This window comes from Moorena sp. SIO3I6, from assembly GCF_010672095.1.
The window spans coordinates 14,545-38,199 of sequence record NZ_JAAHHU010000046.1 but is presented as its reverse complement, the minus strand read 5'-3'; the positions used below and the strand labels follow the sequence as shown (position 1 = coordinate 38,199).

21 protein-coding genes are annotated in these 23,655 nt (G+C 44.1%); 16 read left to right on the top strand and 5 right to left on the bottom strand.

What is annotated here, in order from left to right; genetic code table 11:
• The 4 genes from F6K49_RS15605 to proX all read left to right on the top strand — a co-directional run bounded on the left by F6K49_RS15605 (nucleotide 1) and on the right by proX (nucleotide 5,777).
• Nucleotides 1-822, top strand: a complete 822-nt coding sequence (locus F6K49_RS15605) for a Uma2 family endonuclease (RefSeq protein WP_293071584.1) — start codon at nucleotides 1-3, stop codon at nucleotides 820-822.
• Nucleotides 823-1,546: 724 nt separating this feature from the next.
• Entirely contained in the window at nucleotides 1,547-2,263 is a 717-nt protein-coding gene (locus tag F6K49_RS15600) for a Uma2 family endonuclease (RefSeq protein ID WP_293098124.1), read from the top strand.
• A 117-nt stretch (nucleotides 2,264-2,380) separates the two neighbouring features.
• Entirely contained in the window at nucleotides 2,381-3,598 is a 1,218-nt protein-coding gene (locus F6K49_RS15595) for a glycine betaine/L-proline ABC transporter ATP-binding protein (protein WP_293098111.1), read from the top strand.
• 157 nt (nucleotides 3,599-3,755) lie between these two features.
• Complete coding sequence (gene proX, locus F6K49_RS15590) at nucleotides 3,756-5,777, top strand: glycine betaine/L-proline ABC transporter substrate-binding protein ProX (protein ID WP_293047523.1); 2,022 nt, start codon at nucleotides 3,756-3,758, stop codon at nucleotides 5,775-5,777.
• Between the two features lie 434 nt (nucleotides 5,778-6,211).
• On the opposite strand, the gene lgt is transcribed toward proX, so the two are convergent.
• The gene (gene lgt / locus F6K49_RS15585; protein WP_293098121.1) at nucleotides 6,212-7,090 is read right to left on the bottom strand and encodes a prolipoprotein diacylglyceryl transferase; all 879 of its coding nucleotides are present in this window, start codon (nucleotides 7,088-7,090) and stop codon (nucleotides 6,212-6,214) included.
• A gap of 573 nt (nucleotides 7,091-7,663) precedes the next feature.
• On the opposite strand from lgt, the gene iscB reads away from it, so the two are divergent.
• The 3 genes from iscB (at nucleotide 7,664) to F6K49_RS15570 (ending at nucleotide 10,897) form a co-directional block, all read left to right on the top strand.
• Nucleotides 7,664-8,785 carry an RNA-guided endonuclease IscB gene (iscB, locus tag F6K49_RS15580; RefSeq protein ID WP_293020990.1) on the top strand — a complete coding sequence of 374 codons (1,122 nt, stop codon included), beginning with the start codon at nucleotides 7,664-7,666 and terminating at the stop codon, nucleotides 8,783-8,785.
• A 247-nt stretch (nucleotides 8,786-9,032) separates the two neighbouring features.
• A complete protein-coding gene (locus F6K49_RS15575; RefSeq protein WP_293020992.1) occupies nucleotides 9,033-9,833 on the top strand; it encodes a type 1 glutamine amidotransferase in 801 nt (266 codons plus the stop codon).
• Between the two features lie 254 nt (nucleotides 9,834-10,087).
• Complete coding sequence (locus F6K49_RS15570; RefSeq protein WP_293020993.1) at nucleotides 10,088-10,897, top strand: hypothetical protein; 810 nt, start codon at nucleotides 10,088-10,090, stop codon at nucleotides 10,895-10,897.
• A 184-nt stretch (nucleotides 10,898-11,081) separates the two neighbouring features.
• Here F6K49_RS15570 and F6K49_RS15565 read toward each other — a convergent pair whose 3' ends face one another.
• Nucleotides 11,082-11,660, bottom strand: a complete 579-nt coding sequence (locus F6K49_RS15565; RefSeq protein WP_293020994.1) for a hypothetical protein — start codon at nucleotides 11,658-11,660, stop codon at nucleotides 11,082-11,084.
• A 51-nt stretch (nucleotides 11,661-11,711) separates the two neighbouring features.
• Nucleotides 11,712-12,038 (bottom strand): hypothetical protein, encoded by a 327-nt coding sequence (locus tag F6K49_RS15560; protein ID WP_293020995.1) that lies wholly within the window; start codon nucleotides 12,036-12,038, stop codon nucleotides 11,712-11,714.
• A 174-nt stretch (nucleotides 12,039-12,212) separates the two neighbouring features.
• Between F6K49_RS15560 and F6K49_RS15555 the strand changes: the two genes are divergently transcribed.
• The 4 genes from F6K49_RS15555 (at nucleotide 12,213) to malQ (ending at nucleotide 16,827) form a co-directional block, all read left to right on the top strand.
• Complete coding sequence (locus F6K49_RS15555; RefSeq protein WP_293020997.1) at nucleotides 12,213-12,494, top strand: hypothetical protein; 282 nt, start codon at nucleotides 12,213-12,215, stop codon at nucleotides 12,492-12,494.
• Nucleotides 12,495-12,698: 204 nt separating this feature from the next.
• Nucleotides 12,699-15,056 carry an NACHT domain-containing NTPase gene (locus F6K49_RS15550; protein ID WP_293020999.1) on the top strand — a complete coding sequence of 786 codons (2,358 nt, stop codon included), beginning with the start codon at nucleotides 12,699-12,701 and terminating at the stop codon, nucleotides 15,054-15,056.
• 45 nt (nucleotides 15,057-15,101) lie between these two features.
• Nucleotides 15,102-15,239 carry a hypothetical protein gene (locus F6K49_RS15545; protein WP_293021001.1) on the top strand — a complete coding sequence of 46 codons (138 nt, stop codon included), beginning with the start codon at nucleotides 15,102-15,104 and terminating at the stop codon, nucleotides 15,237-15,239.
• Between the two features lie 73 nt (nucleotides 15,240-15,312).
• Nucleotides 15,313-16,827, top strand: a complete 1,515-nt coding sequence (malQ, locus tag F6K49_RS15540) for a 4-alpha-glucanotransferase (RefSeq protein WP_293021003.1) — start codon at nucleotides 15,313-15,315, stop codon at nucleotides 16,825-16,827.
• Between the two features lie 426 nt (nucleotides 16,828-17,253).
• Here the strand turns inward: malQ and F6K49_RS15535 are convergent, their stop codons facing one another.
• Together F6K49_RS15535 and F6K49_RS15530 are read right to left on the bottom strand one after the other, a co-directional pair.
• Nucleotides 17,254-18,042: a RodZ domain-containing protein gene (locus F6K49_RS15535; protein WP_293098108.1), complete on the bottom strand. Its 789-nt coding sequence runs from the start codon at nucleotides 18,040-18,042 to the stop codon at nucleotides 17,254-17,256.
• 31 nt (nucleotides 18,043-18,073) lie between these two features.
• On the bottom strand, nucleotides 18,074-18,829 hold the full coding sequence (locus tag F6K49_RS15530) for a pseudouridine synthase (RefSeq protein ID WP_366514191.1): 756 nt from the start codon (nucleotides 18,827-18,829) through the stop codon (nucleotides 18,074-18,076).
• Between the two features lie 162 nt (nucleotides 18,830-18,991).
• Here F6K49_RS15530 and F6K49_RS15525 point away from each other — a divergent pair, with 162 nt between their 5' ends.
• From F6K49_RS15525 to F6K49_RS15505, 5 genes are all read left to right on the top strand, one after another.
• The gene (locus tag F6K49_RS15525; RefSeq protein ID WP_293044080.1) at nucleotides 18,992-19,726 is read left to right on the top strand and encodes a DUF2993 domain-containing protein; all 735 of its coding nucleotides are present in this window, start codon (nucleotides 18,992-18,994) and stop codon (nucleotides 19,724-19,726) included.
• Nucleotides 19,727-20,402: 676 nt separating this feature from the next.
• The gene (locus tag F6K49_RS15520; protein WP_075902649.1) at nucleotides 20,403-20,750 is read left to right on the top strand and encodes a hypothetical protein; all 348 of its coding nucleotides are present in this window, start codon (nucleotides 20,403-20,405) and stop codon (nucleotides 20,748-20,750) included.
• A 117-nt stretch (nucleotides 20,751-20,867) separates the two neighbouring features.
• Nucleotides 20,868-22,394, top strand: coding sequence for an AAA family ATPase (locus F6K49_RS15515; protein WP_293021007.1), 1,527 nt, complete (start codon nucleotides 20,868-20,870; stop codon nucleotides 22,392-22,394).
• Between the two features lie 155 nt (nucleotides 22,395-22,549).
• Nucleotides 22,550-22,903 carry a DUF1257 domain-containing protein gene (locus tag F6K49_RS15510; protein WP_075902645.1) on the top strand — a complete coding sequence of 118 codons (354 nt, stop codon included), beginning with the start codon at nucleotides 22,550-22,552 and terminating at the stop codon, nucleotides 22,901-22,903.
• A 365-nt stretch (nucleotides 22,904-23,268) separates the two neighbouring features.
• Nucleotides 23,269-23,595: a thioredoxin domain-containing protein gene (locus F6K49_RS15505; RefSeq protein WP_070394815.1), complete on the top strand. Its 327-nt coding sequence runs from the start codon at nucleotides 23,269-23,271 to the stop codon at nucleotides 23,593-23,595.
• Nucleotides 23,596-23,655 lie beyond the last annotated feature (60 nt).

The window sequence follows — 23,655 nt, the reverse complement described above, 5'->3', positions numbered from 1 at the left end:
ATGGTTCAAAATATTCAACCGAAAACCCTCACTCCCAACCCAGATTTTTCCCAACCCTTTCCCGACCACACCCAATTACCAGAGTCGGATGGCACCTTTGTGTTCGCGGAGCGTGCCGTAGGCAAAAACTTTCAAGAGCATCCCCAAACTCTGCTCCTAACCGATTCAATTGGTTCAGTACTGCAACAGCTTCACCCTGATGGTCAGTACATCATTGGTCAAGATTGCGGCATCTACTGGCGAGAAACCGACCCCCCAGAGACAGGAGCCGAAGCTCCTGATTGGTTCTATATTCCAGATGTTCCCCCCAAGCTTGATGGTCAGATTCGTCGCTCCTACGTGCTTCGTAGGGAATACATTCCACCCCTGATTGCTATCGAACTGGCAAGCAGGGATGGGAGTGAGGAACGGGACAAAACATCACTGGCTCAGCTAGCAACTGTTACCCCTCAGACCAAGGATAAGAAAAAGGGTCAGCGTCCTGGGAAATTCTGGGTCTACGAACGAGTGATGAGGATTCCCTACTACGCCATATTTTTGATCAAGGACAATGAACTAGAAGTCTACAATCTGGTAAATGGATTTTATCAGAAGATGTCACCGAACGAACGGGGTCATTATCCGATTGCTCCGTTAAAAGTAGAACTGGGAAAATGGTCGGGAAGCTACCAGAATCAAACCCAAATCTGGCTGCGATGGTGGGATAGTGAAGGTAATCTATTGCTGACAGGACAAGAACGAGCTGAAAAGGCGGAAGCTGAAGTGGCACGTCTGAGAGCGCTATTACAAGAACGGGGAATTGATCCGGATACGGTTTTGTAGGCCATAAATTTATTGAATCGGGGCGTTTGCCTGGCCTTGCAGCAATAGTAATTTATTTTATAAAAAAAGCCTAATTGATCACAGCGTTTTTCATAGCTATCGGGTACACAGCATTTTTTACTTCTTACCTGCTCCCTAAAATCCAATAATTTGTATCTCAGCCAATTTAAAACTGCTGTAACTGCAACATCTCTTCAGATTTAGACTAGCAAAGAGTTAGTCTATGTAGTCTTGCTAAAAAATGTTTCAATCAAGTATTTTATGTCAAGTTATACTATAAGTTGAAACACTGTTGACTAGTCAACAGTAACAGTTTTTACTCTGGTTTCTGTATTGAGGACTCAGCACTAAGTACCTGGACAAAAATAAACCTAACTGTATTAATTTGTGTAAAGTTGCCAAAAGTCCCTCTGCTCCCTGCTCCCTGCTCCCTGCTCCCTATTTAAAGAGTTAATTTTAGTTTTGTCCGACTACTTATTTTCAACGGAAGTATTTTTGACAAACGATTTAGGATTGCGATCGCATCAGGTTCACAGAACAGATATACTAGTCTAGGGGAAAGACGTTCGTATCGGCGGTTAACACCGCGCTCTTAGTGCGTTTTTCTTTCCCAGTGATTAGATACCAGGCTTCCAAACGTGACGGTAGATCTGTTGTGAGCAGCATAACCAAGACCGAAACAGTATCCCCAACTGCAACCGATAGTGTGGATTGGGAGCCCCCGATGCCACCAACCGATTTAATCTTTGATGATGGAGAACCTTTGGAGAGTGACCGCCACCGCATAGCCATGAACGCCCTGATCCGTTCACTGCGCGTTGCTTTAGCTGACCGAGACGATTACTTTGTTGGGGGCAATATGTTTGTTTACTTCAGTAGTGAACAAGCACGAAACCGGGACTTTCGCGGGCCAGATTTCTTTGTAGTCTTGAATGTAGACGGTAGTCGAGAACGCCTGGGTTGGGTAGTATGGGAAGAACAGGGTCGCTACCCAGATGTAATAATCGAGCTGATGTCCCCCTCCACAAAGCAAGTTGACACAGGTAAAAAGAAGAGCATCTACTGCCAGACCTTCCGAACTCCAAATTATTTTGTCTACCAACCCTTTGACCCAGATTCATTGCAAGGATGGTATTTACATATAGACAATGGCTACCAGGAGCTAACCCCAAATGAACAAGGGTGGCTATGGTGTCAGCCCTTAGGCTTGTGGTTAGGAGCATGGTCTGGAACCATTGAGGAAACCTCAGCAGTATGGCTGCGCTTTTATGACCGGGATGGGAATCTAGTTCCCTTACCAGAAGAAGCAGCTGAGCAACGAGCTGAAGTAGCTGAGCAACGAGCTGAAGTAGCTGAGCAACAAGCTGAAGTAGCTGAGCAACGAGCTGAGCAATTAGCAGAGAGACTGCGACAGGCAGGGATTGACCCAGATGAAATTTAAGGTGAATGGTCATAAAAATAATAAAAAGTGTGGAGCTTACTGATTAACTGTTAGAACCTAGGAGTTTTCCCCAATGACCTTTTCCCCAATGACCTTTTCCCCAATAACCAATTTCTAATGAATAATATTAATTCAAACCCCAAAATTCGTATTGAACATCTGATTAAAATTTATGGCGAAAAACCCCAAGCTGCCCTCAAACTGTTTCGCCAAGGTGGGAGTAGGGATTCTATCTTAGAAAAAACTGGTCAAGTCTTAGGTATTGCTGATGTTTCTCTGACAGTCAATCAAGGAGAATTGTTTGTGGTCATGGGGTTATCCGGTTCCGGAAAATCTACCCTAGCTCGCTGTATTAACCGCTTAATTAATCCGACCAGCGGCAATATCTATATCGATGATGAAGACATTGCCCATGTTGATGAGAAGCGGATGCGAGAGATTCGCCAGAGCAAGGTATCAATGGTGTTTCAGCGATTTGGATTATTTCCCCACAAAACAGTTGCAGAAAATGTCGGGTATGGTCTCAAGGTCCGGGGGATAGATCAAGCAAAACGCCGCAAAAAAGCCTTGGAAACCTTAGAAGTGGTAGGTTTATCCCAATGGGCAGATTATTTACCTTCATCCCTCAGTGGTGGCATGCGTCAACGGGTCGGTTTAGCCCGCGCTTTAGCCACAGATGCCGAGATTTTACTCATGGATGAGGCATTCAGCGCCCTCGACCCCCTAATTCGGCGGGACATGCAGGATGAATTACTGCGACTCCAGACAGAACTGCACAAAACCATTGTATTTATCAGCCATGATATTCAAGAAGCCCTGAAGATGGGCGATCACATAGCAGTGATGAAAGACGGTTATATCGTCCAAACTGGCACACCAGAAGAACTGGTTAACCAACCAGCTGACGACTACATCAGTGCATTCATCCAAGATGTTAACCGCGCCCAAGTCCTAAAAACTGGGTCAATAGCTCGTCAAACCCCTGCCTTAGTTCTTACAGAAAACTCTGCTAAGGCTGGACTGGAACAGATGATAGACCATCACCTCCAACAAATGTATGTTGTCGATGAACACAGCAAACCGGTTGGAATTGTCAAGAAACAATGGCTCGAAGCAGTCCTCCAAAAAGGAAGCGAAGACATTACTGAAGTGATGGAAACGGACTTCCCCACAGTCAACGCTTCCACCCACCTAGAAGATATATTTCACCTCTACCGAGATGGACTTCCTGTTGCTGTAGTCGATACTGACGGTACATTCAAAGGAATGGTCGAACAGTCTGATCTGATCGCTAGTATTGGCAAACCTCAAAAGCTTGTCCAAGACAACAGCTGATAGCACCTCAAGTAGCATCTCAAGTAGCGCTTTAGCTGAATGCTGAATGCTGAATGCTGAATGCTGAATGCTGAATGCTGAATGCTGAATGCTTACAAAGAAAATATCTAGATAAATCGACAATCTATACTATAAGAAGGTTCCTCGGAATAGTATTGTGTTCAATTCTTTAATTCTATCCCTTAATAATATCGCAACAAGCCAAGTCGGTCTAGATATTATCTTGAATCCCTTTGAGCTTTATACCTTACCCCTGGACGAGTGGATTACCGCAGTAGTTAATTTCCTAGTTGACAACTTCCGTCCCTTCTTTCAAGCAATTAGCTTGCCCATTACCTGGACTCTGGAAGGGATACAATCGCTTTTCCTATCGATTCCTCCCCTAATTTTCCTGATTATTCTGGGCTTGATAGTATGGCAAATTGCTGGGGGTAAAATTGCTATTTATAGCCTTATTGCCTTGACCTTGATTGGCTTTTTTGGAGCTTGGGAACAAGCCATGACTACCCTGGCGCTAGTGGTGACAGCTGTAGTCTTTTGCGTGGTGATTGGCATTTCCCTTGGCATTGCCTGTGCTAGTAGCGATCGCGTGGAGAAATTCCTGCGACCTCTGCTTGATGCCATGCAAACCCTGCCGTCATTCGTCTATCTTGTCCCAGTAGTAATGCTATTTGGCATTGGTGCAGTGCCAGGAGTAATCGCTACTCTAGTCTTTGCTGTTCCCCCCTTGATTCGCCTGACCAACCTAGGTATCCGACAAGTATCTACAGAAGTTGTCGAAGCTGCGATCGCATTTGGCTCAACCCCAATACAAATGCTTTGGGAAGTGCAAATTCCCCTAGCAATGCCAACTATCCTAGCTGGAGTCAACCAAGCCATATTATTAGCACTATCGATGTCGGTGGTGACTTCTATGATTGGTGTCGGGGGACTGGGACAGATGGTCTTACAAGGTCTCGGTCGGGTGAATGTCGGACTAGCTGCTGTGGGAGGATTAAGCATCGTGCTGATTGCGGTGATGCTCGACCGGATCACTCAAGTGGTGAGTCAAGGCAACAACCAAATCCCTTGGCTAGAGCGAGGACCGATTGGTTTTGTGCGTTTGAGGTTAACCAGTAAACCACGGACTGGGACTACTGTTGCTGTAACGGTTTTAGTGGCATTGCTTGTGGGTTTCATCAGCTGGCAACAAATTCCCCAAGCTACAACCGAATTAACTGCATCAGAAATAGCCCTACCTGGGAAAGGGGTGAAGGTACGCTCTACCTATGGTTATCTAGCCGATTCACAATTCATGACACACATCGTTAACACGGCTCTGGAAAAGCTCGGTTACGAGATTGAAAAACCCAAACAACTCCAACCAACCACCAGCCACATCGCTTTGGGTAATAACGACCTCGATTTTACCGCTAGCCACTGGGAAAAGTTACACACAGAATTCTTTGAAAAAAATGGTGGCGAAAAGAAATTAGAGCGAGTTGGAGTTATTGTTTCTGATCTGTTGCAAGGGTATCAGATTGATAAAAAAACTGCTGAAAAATACAATATCACCAATTTGGAACAACTCAAAAACCCTAAAATTGCCAAACTCTTTGACTCCGATGGAGATGGTAAGGCCAATTTAGCCGGTTGTATTCCCGGTTGGGGATGTGAGTTAGTTATTGAGCATCACTTAGATGCTTATGGGCTCAGGGATACTGTCGAACACGACCAAGGAGAATATAGCGTCCTAATTGCGAATAGCATTGCTCGCTACAAACAAGGAAAACCCGTCTTATACTACACTTGGACTCCCCTGTGGCTGGCTACGGTATTAAAACCAGGTGAGGATGTGGTTTGGCTAGAAGTTGCCCAAACCAATCTACCAGAAGCCCAGAAAGGGTTGACAGAAAAACATACTTCAATCGATGGTAAAAATCTCGGATTTGCGGTGGATCGGGTTCGCTTTGTGGCCAACAAAAAATTTATAGCAGCCAACCCAGCAGCCAGAAAATTGTTTGAGCGATTTAAGATGTCGATTGAGGATATTAATGCTGAAAGCCTACGGGCCGAAAAGGGGGAAAATAGCCCAGCAGATATCCGTCGCCATAGCCAAGAATGGATTAAAAAGAATCAAAAGTTGTTTGATAGCTGGGTTGAAGAAGCTAGAAACGTTGGAGAAACTTCTGGAATTTGAGGTTTCCTATAATTTACGAGAACATGAATATTGTCAAACTTGAATAATTGGTCATTGGTAAAGGGTAATTGGTATTTGTGATTAATCCCGAGTTATAGCAGAAGTCAGAAGTCAGAAGTCAGAAGTCAGAAGTCAAACTCTTGCGCTTACTTAGGTTTGAGACTTTTGTCATGTCCGCGCCTGCCCTGGGGACTGCTATACCAGAGACTCACCTATAGGTAACATGCCCTCGAATCATCCGTTGCGCGATCGTAAGCATTAAGCCGTTGGCTGATAGCTGATAGCTGATAGCTTACGCGCGATCTTTCCAATATCACAACTTATCACAGATTGCCATATTCCAAAATTGTCCGGATTAACCTGATCTACCCAGTAAAAATAAAGTGGTAGATGCACCCTGGTGAAGTCCTAGAGCTAAACTCTGGGGCTTTTTTTTATTTAGATACCGTATCCCACTGCTGATTATCGGCTGGAACAACATCTGGCAAAGACCGACCCATCCAATACAGCCAGCCTAAACCAGCAACTCCCAATGCGATCGCAACCAAACTGACCACTTGAGCAATGCGTAATGGACCGAGCATCAGACTATCCATCCGCAATGCCTCAATCCAGAAGCGACCAGTACTATAGGCGACCATATAAACTAGGGCCATCGTGCCTACCTTAAGATGGGGTTTGCGGCGTAAATCCCGAAAGAACAGAGTCATCAGTAACCCAAAGACCAATAAGTTCCACACAGACTCATAGAGAAAGGTGGGATGGAAATAGTCAAAATTCTGAAAGCCTGGGGGACGCTGTAGTGGTGGAATATACAATTTCCAAGGCAAATCCGTGGGAGCACCAAAGGCTTCGGAATTAAAGAAATTCCCCCAACGTCCGATTGCTTGACCTAATATCAGGGAAGGAACTACTAGATCAACTAACAGCCAGACAGACAGTTTATTGAGGCGGGCGAAAATTGTTGCAGCTAAGATACCACCCAAGATAGCGCCATGAATGGCAATCCCACCATTCCAAATCGCAATAATTTGGTCTGGACGCTGGGCGTATTGTTCCCACTGAAACAAGACATAGTAAAGTCTGGCACCAGGAATCGCAGAAATCACCAGCCAGATAGCCAAGTCGCCCAACAAATCTGGGTTAACGTTACGATTCTTGGCTAGGTATTGGGAAAGGCTAACTCCAATTAACACTGCTGAGGCAATCAATAGTCCGTACCAGCGGATTGTTACGGGTCCGAGTTCAACGATTATTGGCCCTGGAGAAGCAAATTGGAACCCTAGGGTTAGAGCAGAGATTGCTTGCAGCATTGATTTATCGATAGGCAGCAAACCACAAGTTTCATTGTAGTCTCCTAGAGCATCGGTTAAGTGATCAGAAAACTAGGCCAATTGATAATGGGGTGATGAGAGGATGGGATGATGGGGTGTAATGGTAATAGAAATATCCTGATCAAGTGCTTGGTCGAAGTATCGGACTTTGTCAGCCATGCAAAACGCGAGTGGGGGAAACCCCCGTCAGACCACTGCATCCCTTGTCAACTTCTATTACTTGACCAGCTCTCTAGCATTCTCTAATCTGGAGTGCAATGGTGCGAAGCAAAAGCTTGGATCAGCTTCTCCCATAACTGCTCAGCACCTAGTAAAAGCCTTGGTAATTTCCGGCAAAACTCGGAAATTTACCTAACTAGGTTGCAGACCAAGGATTAATTTCCTACGTTGTTTTGGTCATGATACCTGGGAGTGAACTCCAGCTCCCAGCTCTATCGTCAACCATTAAGGTGAAGGCAAAATGTGTGGTTGACACGACAAGCCATTACAACATGGTCGTTCGCGTAGCGGGACGAAGTCCGGAAAACATTACCGATTTGAGACGCACTAAAAATGCAGAATTATGTATTAGTTATTGACACAGACAAACAACCATTAAACCCCATATCCCCCAAGAAAGCGCGTCGATTGTTAGATAAAGGAAAAGCTGCGGTTTTTAGGATGTATCCATTCACGATTATCCTCAAGGCTGCAATCGCCAATCCGACTATCTCCCCTTGTCAAATCAAAATAGATCCAGGCAGTAAGGTGACTGGGTTTGCTCTAGTCCAGGACGACCAAGTTATTTGGGGAATGGAGCTAGAACACAGAGGAGGATTGATAAAGAAAAAACTAGAATCTAGAAGTGGCGTTAGGGGTGGGAGGCGTAATCGCAATACCCGTTACAGGAAGCCAAGATTTCTTAATCGTAAGCGTCCAGAGGGTTGGATTCCTCCCAGTCTAGAACACAGGGTTTTGACTATTGAAACCTGGGTAAGACGACTAACTAAGTTTTGTCCAGTCAATGAGATTTGGATTGAAATAGTCAAGTTTGACACTCAAAAAATGCAGGATCCTGAAATCAATGGGGTGGAATACCAACAAGGTGAACTAGCCGGGTATGAGGTGAGGGAATATTTACTTGAGAAGTGGGGGAGGGAGTGCGCCTATTGTGGCAAGCAAAATATTCCCCTACAGATTGAGCACATTCACCCAAAATCCAAAGGAGGCAGTGATTCGGCAAAGCCGACGCTACGCGAACGGGTCAGCAATCTTTGTCTAGCTTGTGAAAAATGTAATCAACGAAAAGGCAATAGACCTATTGAAGAATTCCTAAAAAAGAAACCAGGCTTGCTACAAAAAATCAAAAACAAGGCGCTTTCGCCATTGAGAGATGCAGCAGCGGTCAATACAACTCGGAACAAAGTAGTAAAGGTACTCAACGAAATAAAACCTGTGGTTACTGGCACGGGTGCTCAGACCAAATACAACCGGACTAAGTTGGGACTACCCAAGCAGCATTGGATTGATGCAGCTTGTGTTGGAGACGTTGAAGCTTTGGTGTTGAGAACCTATCAACCGCTAGTAGTTACCTGCAAAGGACAGGGAGGCAGGCAAAAAGCTGCGCTCAATAAATATGGCTACCCCATTAGACATAACCCATTGAAACCCATCAAAGGTTGGAAAGCGTGGTGATATAGCTAAAAACCTTTTGACGGGGGAGTTTGGGAGGGTTAATCCCAGAAGCAAAAGCAACTCCTTTAATTACACGGTTCCCGGAAAAAAGGCGATAAGCTTGCACGTCAAGAATTTACTCAGAGTTCACAGAAAGGATGGTTATACTTATGGGTTTTGCCGATAAATACCAAGAATTATCTGGAAATAGTCCTCCTATTACATACAGACAGTATAAGGCGAACAACCAAATCACCTTCAACCCAAGATGAATTCCGAACAACTAGAATTAACTATAGGCTGGCTTTACCCTACCCTAATGAGTACCTACGGCGATCGCGGTAATGTGATCTGCTTACAACAACGAACCCAGTGGCGAGGCATTAGAGTCAATCTAATCCCCCTGGATCAGCAAACCCCTGCTGAGCAATTCTATCAAGTGGATATCTTCATGGGTGGTGGTGCTCAAGATAGACAGCAAGAAATTGTTATGCGAGACTTACAAGGTAGCAAAGCCAATGCCCTACAAGAAAAAATTGAAGGAGGTACACCGGGGGTATTTACCTGTGGCTCACCTCAATTGCTAGGTCACTACTATGAACCTGCTCTAGGTAAGCGGATTCAGGGATTAGGGTTGCTGGATTTGGTCAGCAAGCATCCTGGCGTAGATGCTCGCCGTTGCATTGGTAATGTGGTATTTGAGATTACTGCATCACCCCTAGCCCAAGACTTAAAGGCTATGCTCGGGAAAACTCCAGTAGTGATTGGTTTTGAAAATCACGGTGGTCGTACCTATTTAGGTAATGTCGAACCCCTAGCTCAAGTGGTAAAAGGATATGGTAACAATGGGGAAGATGGCACAGAAGGGGCATTTTATCGAAATGCGATCGCAACCTACTCCCACGGTCCGCTGTTACCGAAAAACCCCTTTATTGCTGATTGGCTGATCCAAACTGCCCTCAAGCAAAAGTATCATATACCAGTGTCATTAGAACCACTGGATGATACCTTAGCAACCAAGGCACGGATAGCGATGTTTAAACGTCTTGCTCTGACTAACCTGAGTTAACTAAGACTACTAGCAAGAAGCCGTGACTATTACGGGTAATGGGTAATCGGGATTGGTAGAAATGTCCACTAATTACTAATAATCCACAGTCCCGACTTTAGTGGATAGCCCCTTAATGGCTCGTAAACGAATAAACTACTAAGTATACCCCCTCCCAAGCAGTTGAGCGAGGGATAAGGTGCGGTTAAAACCGCGCTTTGTCGTAGTTCCTCCGCGCTTTAAAAAGACGCGGTTTCCCTACCCCGTGAAGTCAGATGACTGGAAAAGTAATCGATAGCAGTGCCACTGGAATTCTCATTCTGATCATCCCCTTCGCATTGGTGATGGTTCTGTTGCTAAAGGCATGGCCGATCGTACTGGCAATGCTAATCTTGATTATCATCATCAGGCTTTGGCAGCAATATCAATGGCAGAAGTGGACTCGGAAAGTTAATCCCTTCTTCAATCAACTGATTAAAGATAACCAAGGTTGTCTGACACCCATTGACTTGTCGATCAAGGCAGATATTTCTGGAACTGCAGCGAAACAGTATTTAGAGAAAAAGGCACAGGAGTTTGGAGCTCAGAGTCGAACCTATGATGACATTGGCACTGTTTATTACTTTCTGACTGCTAGCGCTCTCGGTAGTATCTTTGATGAGAGTGAACCATCCTTCGAGCCTGAAAGTGAATCCTCCTTCGAGCCTGAGAGTGAATCCAACACCAGTCAACCAACCCCGTCTTTAGAACTACAGGTCCAAAAAGATGAGTTCTCTACCAGTGAAATCCCAAAATTGGTAGAAACTCCACGATCACAAGAATCTGTTGCCTCAAAACTAGCTGCCTTTACTGCTGATGCTTCAGGTGATCAAAAAAACTCGGTCAAAAAGAAGCAGGATAAGAAAGTTTATCAACCTCTGATCCAAGCCGAATTAGCGAAGCGACTGAATGTTCATTCCAGCACAGTTGGTAAACGTAAATCTGATGCCGACTTTTCACAATGGAGTCAAAGTAAAGATCCAGACGGAATTGCCTGGGAATATTCATCACAGAGAAAGGAGTTCTTGCCAATTGTGAACAATTAGGAAAATCTCGATCGTGAATAAATTTTAATTAGTCATTATTAATAATTAGCAATTTGTTCTTTGTCATATCTACCCAATCACCAATGACTAATCAGCCAGCTTCCCAGAATGATAAGTATTCAAAGGTGAATTATATCATACTAGCAATGATATGATAATACCTAAGGTTAGAAGAAGCTGGAAACTAGGAAATGGAATGAGCAAGTTCTGCCTGGGTTGGGGAATTAAACCTGTCCAGAGCATCCCATTTATTCAACACTTGGGATTTGAGTTGTTCAAATTTTATCTTTAGTATGCGTCTGCTGACTATGGGTTGAGCTATAGGTTGTGAGGTTTGACCAGTATTAGCCGACTCTTGTAACATGTGGCATTGTTGGGGTGTAAGCGTTACGGTCATTACCTGGTTACAGCGTTGTGGTTCTTCAGTGGAAAACAACAGTAGTCGATAGAAGCCTTTATCTGCTAAGCAACGAGTAATGGTCTGAACTTTCGAGGTTTTCAAGTCTAGATAGCAAGGGAGTAACCGAGAGTCCTGTGCTGTAGACTCAAGCACAGTAACCCATAGTAGCATAGGATGAGGCGAATTGATGAAGACAAATTGACTGTGGGGCTTGCTGAATAGATAATACTGAATTTCCTGTGGGGATAACATCAAGCATAATGTGGCAAAATTTCCCAAGCTGCTTGGTAAAATTGCTGGAAATACAATTTTGCTAATTGGTTTATCCAGGGGCCAGGGTTGCTGTAGACACACTTGTAACATTTTAACTCCTGATTATCTATTTATAGTGTAATAAACCTATGAATAGCATCATTAAAAACTCCCTAAGCTAAAAGCAGAATCAATGAAATATTTCTGGCTAACCGTTGATGCTGTTAATTGGTTAAACTTGACATTCCATAATTTTTCAGGTAAACTTTCCACACTCCCTAAGGATGATAGTGATAAACTATTCAAGGGGTAAGTAGATTCTTGAGCGACTACTTCCTTAACGCCATCCTTATAATTCTGGAAAAACTTATTATTCATAAGGGTTGCAGAGATAAAATTTTCAGTCATTGGGGGAATCCCATTGACAAACATCAGGCAGGTAGTGACAGCAGCTGCTTCGATAAAGGTTCTCCAATAACGATGGTTCATAAGTAGAGTTAAGTTGATTGAGATATAGAAATAAGCCTTAGTATGACACCAAGTCAGTAATCAATGAAGGTCGTTATCATACCGTTAGTCATGGTTCACAGTCCTCTTCACCGAACGCCTAAAGTGTACGAAAAATTACTGAACTGAATTGATGCTATAGTTTCAGGATGAAGTTTGGATGTTTGCGATTGCGTTTTTGTTGTGTTTGAGTTGATGTATACCAATGACTCACCAGAAATGGGAGAGGGTGAAAAGGAAAAAGGCTTGCAGGCAACATGGATATCCTCTTGCCTCACGTTTAACGTCATCTTTTGTCCGAGAACAATCAACGGTCGGACCCTTGAGAGTGGGATAGAAGAAAATATAGCAATCCGATTTGAGTTGTCAAACACCAGAAAAGGGGCAGAGGAACCTCAGACCGGAAGTGGAGGAACAGAAGTAAGAATCTCACCATAGGTTCTTTTTCACAAATGATTGAGGATTTCTATATACTTCTCACCCCATCACCCCATCACCCCATCACCCCATCACCCCATCACCCCATCACCCCCTCTGATCAAAAATTTCCCATTGTGATCCGTTCCTTGTGGCTCTTGACCTATTTTTCGGGAAATCTATAGATGAGTGTCGAAAGATTTTTCAGTAAATTAAGCTTGAGCTATGGCAAAGCGATCTCTCCAGGCATCTCCAGACGGCATCAAAAAAGCCAAACAGGCTTTTGAACGCAAGGGATGGACACAAGAATATTTTGCGGGTGAAATCGGCATAGAAACTCGCCAACCGATTTGGAAGTTTTTTGCCGGTAAACCCGTTGACCGCCGCGTTTTTAGCGAAATCTGCTTTCATCTGGATTTGGAGATGGAAGACATTGTCGCTATACCAGAAGATGCTCAGATAGATGCAGAAAAGAAAGCAGCTGAGGACAAAAGTAGAGTTGATGCCATCGTCACCAAAGTGCGATCGCACTACCATGACAAAATTCAAAATCAGTGTGGCACTCTACGCCTATTAGATATTGCTCGACCGGTTAGTTTAGATCACATCTACGTGGATGTGAATATTCTCGAAGAAATCACTAGTCAACGATGGTTGGAAATTGACGATTTGCAAGGCTTCCCAGCGGAGGAATTTGACCGCTTGGGTATAGGCAAAGTGCGCCGGGAAAGCATACCAGGACTGCAAGCGGTAGAACGCTATCCTAAAATGATGGTGCTAGGTAAACCTGGCTCTGGGAAAACCACCTTTTTGCAATATCTGGCTATTCAGTGCAATCAAGGAAATTTTCAATCGGATCGGGTTCCGATGTTGATTCGATTGAAAAACTTTGCCGAGGATGCTATGATCGAATGTAGTTTCAGCCTATTTAACTACATTAATCAAGAGCTTCAAAGTTGTGGTATTTCAGAACAAGATATTGAAACTATCCTCAGCTATGGCAGAGCCTTGATCTTAATGGATGGCTTGGATGAAGTCCCGGAAAGTGCCAGTAATCAAGTTATTCAACAAATTCGTAAGATTTCAGAAAAGTATTACAAAAATCAGCTGATTATCACATGTCGCATTGCAGCTCAACAGTATCGATTTCAGGGATTTACTGAGGTTGAGATTGCTGACTTCAAACCAGCACAAATTCAACACTTTGCTAAAAAGTGGTTTGTGGCGGTAGCAAGGAATGACCCAGAATCAGGTTTGGAGAAAGCATCTCTGTTTATCGAGCAGATGAAGCTGCCAGAAAATCAGCAAATTAGAGAACTAGCAACAACACCAGTCTTGCTGAATCTAGCCTGTCTGGTTTTTCAAACCAAAGCTGACTTTCCTGTAAAACGCTCTGATCTTTACCAGCAAGGACTAGACTTACTACTGATTCGCTGGGATGAAGCCCGGGGTGTTAAGCGAGATGATATTTATCGTAATTTATCCTTGCCCCACAAGCTAGAATTACTTTCTCAATTAGCAGTTATCACCTTTGAGCAAGGGGAGTATTTCTTTGAAGAAATTCGGCTGCAACAATTAATTGCTGATTATTTACGGAAATTACCAGCAACTCAAAGCAACCAGGCAGCTCTAGAATTAGATAGCTTAGCAGTACTCAAATCTATTGAGGTGCAGCATGGACTATTGGTAGAGCGGGCAAGACGAATCTACTCATTCTCGCATCTGACATTTCAAGAGTATTTTACCGCCAGAGCGATTGTGATCGGCACTGGGATGTCTTTGTCACAGCTAGTCGAACACCTACAGGAGAAACGTTGGCGGGAAGTATTTTTACTCACAGCACAAATGTTGCCAGATGCTGATCAGCTATTGTTGCTGATCAAGCAACAGATTAATCGGTTAGTCTGTTCAGAAATGGTGCTTGACTCAGTCAAACTGACACCAAGCGCTATGGCTTTAGATGATAACTTGACAAAGTTCTTGAACTGGATCGAGATCAAATCCCTCGAGATCTATACTCCCTACAAGCCAGCAGCAGTCCGTGCTTTTTACATGACCCTTGCCCTTCCTCCTAGCCATCCTCTTTCCCGGAATCAAGCCTTAGCTTTGGCTATTGATCACAGACTAGGAGGAGAGTTGGGTAGTGAACTTGCCCTAGATTTAGCTTTAGATCATGCTTTAGCTGTTGCCCAAGCTATGACAGCAGAACTAGTTTACGACCGACTCAGTGCTCTTTACCTTGCCCTTGATTTGAATCACCTGACTGGGATTGAGTCTATAGGAGACTATCTAGAGAAGCTTAAAAATCAGCTACCTGACCTAGATGATGACGACCGAGATAGTATTCAAGAATGGTGGCAAAGTCATGGTGCGGAATGGGTATCACAATTAAGAGCCTTGATGATAGAGCATCGCAATATTGGTCACCAATGGCATTTGACCAAGACATCCCAAGATTGGTTAGAGCAGTATAGTCGTGTTAATCACTTGCTAGTAGAGTGCCTCAATAGTAATTGTCAGCTGAGTCTGACGGTGCGCAAAGAAATAGAAGATACGTTGTTGTTGCCCCTGTGCCACTCGTAATTGATCCCTCACGGTCGATGTTGACCTGAAGGGGTGACAAGTAGGTTGTCACCCCTTCAAGCTTTAACCTACCCTAAACCGAATACGGGGCGAACAACCTTGGCCTTGGCCTTGGCCAAAAGGCCACGCTACGCGAATGGGCCACGCTACGCGAATGGCCACGCGTGCGCGTTCAACCCTTAACCCTTAAGCCTTTTTGACCCGTGCTACGGTGATAATGTCGTCAGGCTTACTTACTATTGTTGATTGCTTTTTTATGCCTTTTCCGAGATCTAGTGGTCTTTTGCTCCATCCGACATCCCTACCTAGTCCCTTTGGTATTGGTGACTTAGGTTTACAGGCTTATCAATTCATTGAATTTTTGGCACAAAGCGCCCAGCAATACTGGCAAATATTGCCCCTTGGTCCGATTGGGTATGGTAACTCTCCCTATGACTCTTACTCAGCCATGGCAGGCAATCCCCTGCTCATTAGCCCAGAACAATTGCAAAAGCAGGGACGGCTGTTGGATGAAGACTTTGCCAATCTACCAGAGTTTCCCCTTGACTCAGTGGATTATGATCAGGTAATTCAAACCAAGATGCCCCTGTTTTACAAAGCTTGCGATCGCTTCCGTGCCAACGCCTCACCCCAACAGCACCAGAAATTTACAGAATTTTGTCAAGCAAAAGCCAGCTGGTTGGAAGACTATGCTTTATTTATGGCTGTTCGTGATGGGTTTGACCAGAGTAGCTGGCATACTTGGGAACCAGACATTGCTATGGCTCAACCCAAAGCAGTTGAGTATTGGCGGCAGAAATTGCAGGATGAAATTTATTTCTACAAATACCTACAGTTTGAGTTTTTCTGCCAGTGGTCAGCTCTCAAACAGTACGCCAACCATCACCAGATCCAGATTATTGGTGATATTCCAATTTATGTGGCTCACGATAGTGCTGATGTCTGGGCTCATCGGGAAATCTTTGCCATTGATCACGAAACTGGCGAACCCACACTCATGGCTGGGGTGCCTCCGGACTATTTCAGTGCCACAGGTCAGTTGTGGGGTAATCCAGTATACAACTGGAAACAGTTAGAGGCAGATAACTTCCGATGGTGGATACAACGCTTCCAAACCATCTTGGAGTATGTAGACATTGTGCGGATTGACCATTTCCGGGGATTTGAAGCCTACTGGCAAGTCAAGCAAGGAGAAACAACTGCCATCACTGGAGAATGGGTTAAGGCACCAGGAAAAGAATTTTTTGAAGTACTCCAAGACAAGTTGGGAAATTTGCCAATTATTGCCGAAGATTTAGGGATCATCACTCCAGAAGTAGAAGCATTACGCTCACGGTTCCAGTTTCCTGGTATGAAAATTTTACAGTTTGCCTTTAGTGGGGGATCAAGTAACCCTTACTTACCGTTTAACTATGTCCGCAACTGTGTGGTTTACACTGGTACCCATGATAATGACACAACAGTAGGTTGGTTTAAAAAACTCTCTGCTGAAGATAAGCAGATTATAATTAATTACTGTGGACCAGTTAGCGAAGAAGGCATCCATTGGGATTTAATCCGATTAGCGCTCAGTAGTATTGCCAACCAAGCGATTATTCCTGTGCAAGATATTTTAGGTCTGGACACAGATGCTCGAATGAATTTTCCCAGTACCGTGGAAGGTAACTGGCAATGGCGCTATCGACCGAATGCGTTGAGTGAAGAATTGGCTAATCGCCTCAAAATCCTCACTCACACTTACGGTCGTGCTCCCGTCAGTTCTGACTATTAAGCCTAGTCATATTATATTCGAATAGTTTTAACAATTAATCCTATTAAGATTAATCCTACTTAAGTCATTATTGGTTGTTTATAATTTGACAAATGTTAATTATTAATTTACAATCGTCAAATCACAATCCTATTATATACAAGGGATTAACTGGGCTTTATATAAGTTAAGTCGTTGCTATAGTATTTTAAGTTGATATGTTCAACTTTAATTGATTAACAAAGTTAACAGGTAACATTAGGAAAGAGAGCCGACAATTGTTTGGTGTTATGGTCAATCAGCATTGGTTTTCATACATATATTTGGAATTTGAAATAATATAGGTTGTGATTTTTTTATGAAAATCTATAGGTTTTTGCTCCCAATTATCTGCTTTTTTAATGTTTAATATTGATTAGTTTAATCCTTTTCCCCTAGAAAGCTTGACTACTGGAGAGAGGGTCTAGGTTTAGCGGCAAAGGTTAATGCTTCTACTGCACCAGGAGCCCCCATCTGCTTTGCCTGTTGGTTATTGAACTCAACAATTACATTCCCAGCATCGCCAGCTTTAACAAATAGTTTTTCGTTAGCAACCCAAGTCTTCTGGGTTCCTTCTTCTAGGATGCCTTCATATTCTTTCTTCCCATCTGCCACTATCAGAAGCCAAGATCTACCTTTGAGAGTGATATCCACCTGAACTGGCTTATTTGGACCCGACGGTATCTTGGTTAAGGCTAACTGGGCTTGCGAGTTAGTTTGATCTAAATTACCGGGTGTCGGTAACAATTGAGCTGGAGATGAGTTTGGTTCCTTATCAGTTATTTGTGGCTTAGAAGGGTTGATTAGGACAGATAAGCCACTCACTGAACTAATAACCAAGCAAATGTAGAACAAATAAAGATGAAACGGTCGCAGTTGAGGAACCCAACTGTTACCCCAGGAAAGTTTTGACCTTTTTACAGTTACCCCAGTGGGAAAAGCCTTGGCAAACTCGTCTCCATTTAAGCCTAGTGCATCCCCAAAGTGCTTGATAAACCCTTGAACATACACAGGTTCTGGTAATTGGTCTAGCTTGCCTTGCTCTATTGCCCTCAAAAATCGTGCATTAATTCGGGTGCAAGCGGCAATTTCCTCAATGGTTTTACACTGTTGAGTACGTAACTGACACAGATATGAACCCATTTCTGCCAGCTTCTTCTCTTGTTGTTGCTGCAACGGGACTTTGTTTTCATTCATACACGGTACTCCTCGACATCTGCTGGCATTTTTACTGAACAATGGTGGATTTACTGGTAATAAAACTCACCTCTACATCATTCAAGGCACGGTAGTCACCACAAGGAAGAATTGGCTCTCCTGGTAGATTTAATTTAATCGGGCCAATAGCAGTACGATGTAGATGAATCACTGGATAGCTTAGGAGTTGAGCAACACGACGGATCTGTCGGTTTCTACCTTCCGTTAAGACTACCTCCAAAAGTGTGGATTGACCCTTACGCTTAAGTACACGAACTTGAGCGGGTAACGTTTTTTTACCCAGCAGATTAACACCTTCACGCCAAGTTTGCAGTACCGATTCTGGGGGATTACCCCGTACCCAAACCTGATACGTCTTAGGTATGTGATGACTAGGATGGGTCAGGCGAAATGTTAGCTCACCATCATTGGTCAGTAGTAATGCACCTGTAGAATCGGCATCCAGCCTTCCTACAGGATGAATCCCCTGACCCTTGGTTAGTTTATCCGGTAATAAGTCAATTACTGTCGGACGATTACGGGAATCTCGGCAAGTGGAAACTACTCCAGCAGGCTTGTTCAGTAAAAGGTAGATAGATTGAGGTCGGTGATAGGGGTTGATCGGTTTGCCATCCACTTCGATTACATCTGTTTCTGGATCAGCTTTCTGCCCCAAATGTACAGTCGTACCATTTAGGCGCACTTGTCCTGCGGCTATCATCTTCTCGGCTCGACGCCGTGACGCAATACCCCACTGTGAAAGAATTTTTTGTACTCTTTCCTCCATGACCCAACATTTGGCTTTAGCTTTGTCTTCTGGACTATGGTGATGCTGAATCTAGTTTGTCTTATGCTTATAGTGTGCCCAGGAGTTGATTTCCATTAGACAACGACTTCAAAATACTATGTACAAAAATACTATGTACAAATAGTACAAGAAGGTGTTCTTTTGGTTAAAACTCCCAAAACCTCGAAGCAAAAGCCAAGTCAGATTATCAGCAAAGTTATTTCCCCAGCGCTACGGCTGTGGCTGCGATCGCAAGTAGAGGAAGTTGCTACATTGCAACTAAGCATTGTAGGATGCGATCGCCAAATCCTGACTGGTTACATTCCTCAGGTTGCCCTTGCTGCCAACCAAGCAGTTTATCAAGGACTGCATCTAAGCCAAATTCAGCTCGAAGGCAGTAATATTAGACTCAACCTGGGTCAGATAATTAAGGGTAAACCCCTACGTCTTTTAGAACCAGTTCCCGTAGTGGGTCACCTATTACTCCTAGAACCAGACCTGCAATCATCTCTTGAAGCACCCTTGTTATCTAACGCTTTGACGGAGTTATTATATACATTCCTCAAATCAGATGATATCATTCAACCCGGTAACGACCCAAAACCGCCACAAATACGCTGGCAAAAGATTAATATCAATATAGGACAGCTGACCTTAAGAGGCATTTCAACTAATCCTGATGTTGCTAGCCAGCTGATAGTAATTCGTGCTGGTATCCAACTGGCGACCCCCAACCAACTCGAACTGAACCCCTTGCAAGTTCAGATAGATCATGATGCCCCCCCTATTAGCTTAGATGGCTTTCTAATCAATTTAGGACCAGAGGTGGAGCTTCAGGAACTTACCCTCACAACTGGACAACTGATATGTCGTGGAGGATTGAAGGTAATGCCTTAGTCGTTAGTCCTTAATCGTTATTTATGATACTTTTAGCTGTTTTTAATTAGCTTAAGCGCGTTGATATTGTGGCTATATAATTCATAATTATGTCATTAATGCGTCATTACCTGTAATAAAACCATCCTTTCCATCCTTAAGGAAAAAACCTACCCATAACAGCTTTTGTTAGGTGCGCTTACAGTTGTCGAATTAAATTCGCGTGATTGTCGCGCCTCTGGATGCAGTTCCTGATGGTTTGGGTTCTGTGTGCCCAGGCAAGGGTCCACACCTGTCAGCCATGCAAAGCCCGAGTGGTTTGAAGTTACCGTAAGACAGGCTCGCCTTAATCAATAAGTTTTAACCATGCATCTGCATAGCCTATCAACTATAAAGGCTCAACGTAATCAGGTTTCGTCTCCGGGGAAAACCCCCGCAGGTCGGCGCTGCCTCCCCTGTTCCCTTGCTGCATCGCTGTAAGCCCTGTCGAGAAAGTCTTTTGCTTCACAATCGCTCCCTTTTCGTGCTGCATACGTTGCCAACTACAGGCGCGCCTTATGCTATTCCTTATCCATCCTTCCGTAAGATTATTAAGTAATGTAACAATTTTGCGGTTATACCAGCTAAATGTCTTGACAGCTAGAGAGGAAGCCGATAAGGTTAAATACATACCCGGGTACAACGATATAAAAAATATATGCAAGACAAGCAAAAAGTTACTCTTTATCTTCCACCAGGATTGCACCGCCGGCTCAAAATTAAAGCGGCTGTTGATTCTGAATCAATGTCAGCTATGGTTGAGAGGGCGATTATATTCTACATAGAACATCAAGATGTGGTTGAAGAGGTAGACCAATATGGACAAACCCATAAAGTATACCCCTGTCCTGAGTGTTCTAGTGACTTGGTTCTCTCAGAGGGAAAATTAGTTGCTCTGAAAAACCAACCTGGTGTGATATCGGAAGAACTCCCAGTAGAAAAGGTAACAGCAAAAGTATGCTCCAGTACCGATTCTCACGGAGAAGAGGAATTGGTTCCTTGTTAAGGTAGCCAAAGTTAAGGTAGACAAATTAATCTACTCGCAGAGCACACTTAGTTAGCTCAGTGGTTCAGTTGAAGATGTTTGGGCAGTTGTAAGCCGTCTCTAATATTAGGTAGAGTTATGCAAGAAGAGATAAACGTTCTCATTCAAGCTCAATATCCTCTAATCTACCTCGTGACTCCCGAGGAGGAGCGGGCAGAGAGGGCAATAGCAATGATTGCTCAAAGGAAGTCTCAACAGCAACGAGTCTTCGTTTGGACCGTCACTCACGGGATTGTTGAGTATGGTCAATCACGCCACACCACTCAGCACAATACGGTCTCTCCTGAGGCAGCAGTTCAGTGGGTAATTCAACAAAAAGAGCCTGGTATATACATCTTTAAGGACTTACATCCCTTTATAGATGCACCAGCAACTACCCGATGGTTGCGGGATGCGATGGCAAGCTTTAGGGAGGAAGCAAAGAAGTCTCTTAAAAAGTCTATCATCGTAATGTCCCCGGTGCAGCAGATTCCTATTGAGTTGGAAAAGGAAGTGGTTGTGCTTGACTTTCCCCTACCAAACCTTAAGGAACTTAACCAAGTCCTATCCCACCAACTGGATCAGAGTAAAACTCGCCGAACGACTACAGAAACTAGGGAAAAGCTGCTCAAAGCAGCATTAGGCTTGACCCGCGATGAAGCAGAGAAGGTTTATCGCAAAGCCTACGTTAAAGCTGGTCGTCTCACCGAAGCTGAAGTCGATATTGTTCTATCCGAGAAGAAGCAGATCATCCGCCGCAACGGGATCCTAGATTATATCGAAGAAGATGAAACCCTCGATTCTATAGGAGGGTTAGAGGAACTGAAGCGTTGGCTGAAGCAGCGCTCTAATGCCTTTACCGAGAGGGCGAGAGAATATGGTTTGCCTCAACCGAAGGGAATGTTGATTCTAGGGGTTCCTGGCTGTGGTAAATCTCTAATTGCCAAAACTACGTCTCGTTTATGGGGTCTGCCACTATTGCGCCTGGATATGGGGCGAGTATACGATGGCTCGATGGTAGGGCGCTCGGAAGCTAACCTACGCAATGCTTTGAAGACGGCAGAATCAATCTCTCCAGCTATTCTCTTCATAGATGAGCTTGATAAGTCGTTTGCTGGTAGCAGCGGTTCTTCTGACTCTGATGGGGGTACTTCAAGTCGGATATTTGGTTCTTTCCTGACCTGGATGCAAGAAAAAACCTCACCAGTCTTTGTGATGGCGACAGCAAACCGAGTGGAGCGCCTACCAGGAGAATTCCTGCGCAAAGGTCGTTTTGATGAGATATTTTTTGTTGATTTACCCAACACCCAAGAACGCCAGCAAATCTTTGAAATTCACCTGAAAAAGCGGCGTGGAGATATTGACCGCTTTGACATTGAACAGTTAGCTAAGGTTTCTGAAGGTTTTTCTGGGGCTGAGATTGAGCAAGCTATGGTGGCAGCCATGTACGAGGCATTTGCTCAAGACCGGGAGTTTACTCAACTGGATATTATTGCCGCGATTAAATCAACTCAGCCTCTATCGCGCACGATGACAGAGCAGGTTGCAGCCCTGAGGGACTGGGCTAGGCAACGCGCGCGACCTGCTGCATCCTCCCTAGCTGAATATCAGCGTATGGAGTTCTAACAGGCTTTCTCCTGCTCCCAACAGGAGTAAAGGCTAGCAAAACATCATTGCTAGCAGTTTGATAAGTAGCCGCTTGTAATTGTTGAGGGCGGCTAGCAATAAAAGTAAAATGCTACGTTGTCGTTTCTCTGATACCTTTTCTGGAGGAAATCCACATGTCTCACTTTAGCACTCTGCGCACTAAAATCTCCGATGCCGAAATCCTGAAGACTTCCCTGTGTGACCTGGGAATCAATGTTAAGACAGAAGCTGATGTTCGCGGCTACAATGGTCAACGAGTTCGCGCTGACTTGGTTGCCGTTCTCGAAGGCGAATATGATCTAGGTTGGTCTCGCAACAGTGATGGCACCTTTGACCTGATTGCTGACCTTTGGGGTGTGGCTAAGAAGCACAACCAAACCGAGTTGATCAACTCCATCAACCAGAAGTATGCCGTTAACAAGACCTTGGCAGAAGTCAAGCAGCGTGGGCTAAACAATGCCAACGTTAAGTTGGTGCTACAAAAGTAGTCCATTTAGGCGTTCCCAAGCTCACGGGTTGACCAATTGTATAGCGGGTTAACCCGTTTTTTTGTGCAAATTTTTGTGCAATTGTATAAATTTCGATTTTAGAAAAGCCGATAAACCATAAAGGCTGAGAACTCCGACGGCTTGATTTAAACTTCCTTGACAAGGGAGTTTTGATCTGGTGCAAACGGTATGATGTTTTCAGTCATAGTAAAATATTCTATACTCAACGTGTCCAGATGCGGCTCGACGCCCATCTCGTAACAATTGTTTATAATCCCCCATGCTTGAGCTGGGGGGAAGTTCAAGCAATTAATATATAGATTATGTCAATGCAGTCTAATCTAGTCTTTTGAGGGGATACCGTTGTGAGTAATGTGATTACAATCGAAGATAAAGATTTTGAAATTGAAGTTTTAAAAGCCCAGCAGCCAGTACTGGTATACTTCTGGGCAACTTGGTGTGGACCATGCCGCTTAGTATCGCCATCAGTGGACTGGGTTGCTAAAAATTATAGCGATCGCTTAAAAGTCATTAAGATGGAAGTAGACCAACATCAAGATGCCGTTGCCAAGTGCAAGGTAGAGGGTGTCCCTGCTCTAAGACTGTTTAAAAATGGTGAGCTGGCCAAATCCCATGAGGGAGCAATTACCAAAGCTCAATTGAAAACTATGCTGGATGAGAATTTAAATTAGGACAGTAAGGGGCAATGGGAGCAATGCCAGCGCAGATGGGAAAGTCTCGTGCATGAGAGC

What these genes read in the sequence shown, in the direction of transcription:
- F6K49_RS15605 (WP_293071584.1), top strand. Translation starts at nt 1, where the DNA reads ATGGTTCAAAATATTCAACCGAAAACCCTCACTCCCAACCCAGATTTT.
- F6K49_RS15600 (WP_293098124.1), top strand. Translation starts at nt 1,547, where the DNA reads ATGCCACCAACCGATTTAATCTTTGATGATGGAGAACCTTTGGAGAGT.
- F6K49_RS15595 (WP_293098111.1), top strand. Translation starts at nt 2,381, where the DNA reads ATGAATAATATTAATTCAAACCCCAAAATTCGTATTGAACATCTGATT.
- lgt (WP_293098121.1), bottom strand. Translation starts at nt 7,090, where the DNA reads ATGCTGCAAGCAATCTCTGCTCTAACCCTAGGGTTCCAATTTGCTTCT.
- iscB (WP_293020990.1), top strand. Translation starts at nt 7,664, where the DNA reads ATGCAGAATTATGTATTAGTTATTGACACAGACAAACAACCATTAAAC.
- F6K49_RS15575 (WP_293020992.1), top strand. Translation starts at nt 9,033, where the DNA reads ATGAATTCCGAACAACTAGAATTAACTATAGGCTGGCTTTACCCTACC.
- F6K49_RS15570 (WP_293020993.1), top strand. Translation starts at nt 10,088, where the DNA reads ATGACTGGAAAAGTAATCGATAGCAGTGCCACTGGAATTCTCATTCTG.
- F6K49_RS15565 (WP_293020994.1), bottom strand. Translation starts at nt 11,660, where the DNA reads ATGTTACAAGTGTGTCTACAGCAACCCTGGCCCCTGGATAAACCAATT.
- F6K49_RS15560 (WP_293020995.1), bottom strand. Translation starts at nt 12,038, where the DNA reads ATGAACCATCGTTATTGGAGAACCTTTATCGAAGCAGCTGCTGTCACT.
- F6K49_RS15550 (WP_293020999.1), top strand. Translation starts at nt 12,699, where the DNA reads ATGGCAAAGCGATCTCTCCAGGCATCTCCAGACGGCATCAAAAAAGCC.
- malQ (WP_293021003.1), top strand. Translation starts at nt 15,313, where the DNA reads ATGCCTTTTCCGAGATCTAGTGGTCTTTTGCTCCATCCGACATCCCTA.
- F6K49_RS15535 (WP_293098108.1), bottom strand. Translation starts at nt 18,042, where the DNA reads ATGAATGAAAACAAAGTCCCGTTGCAGCAACAACAAGAGAAGAAGCTG.
- F6K49_RS15530 (WP_366514191.1), bottom strand. Translation starts at nt 18,829, where the DNA reads ATGGAGGAAAGAGTACAAAAAATTCTTTCACAGTGGGGTATTGCGTCA.
- F6K49_RS15520 (WP_075902649.1), top strand. Translation starts at nt 20,403, where the DNA reads ATGCAAGACAAGCAAAAAGTTACTCTTTATCTTCCACCAGGATTGCAC.
- F6K49_RS15515 (WP_293021007.1), top strand. Translation starts at nt 20,868, where the DNA reads ATGCAAGAAGAGATAAACGTTCTCATTCAAGCTCAATATCCTCTAATC.
- F6K49_RS15510 (WP_075902645.1), top strand. Translation starts at nt 22,550, where the DNA reads ATGTCTCACTTTAGCACTCTGCGCACTAAAATCTCCGATGCCGAAATC.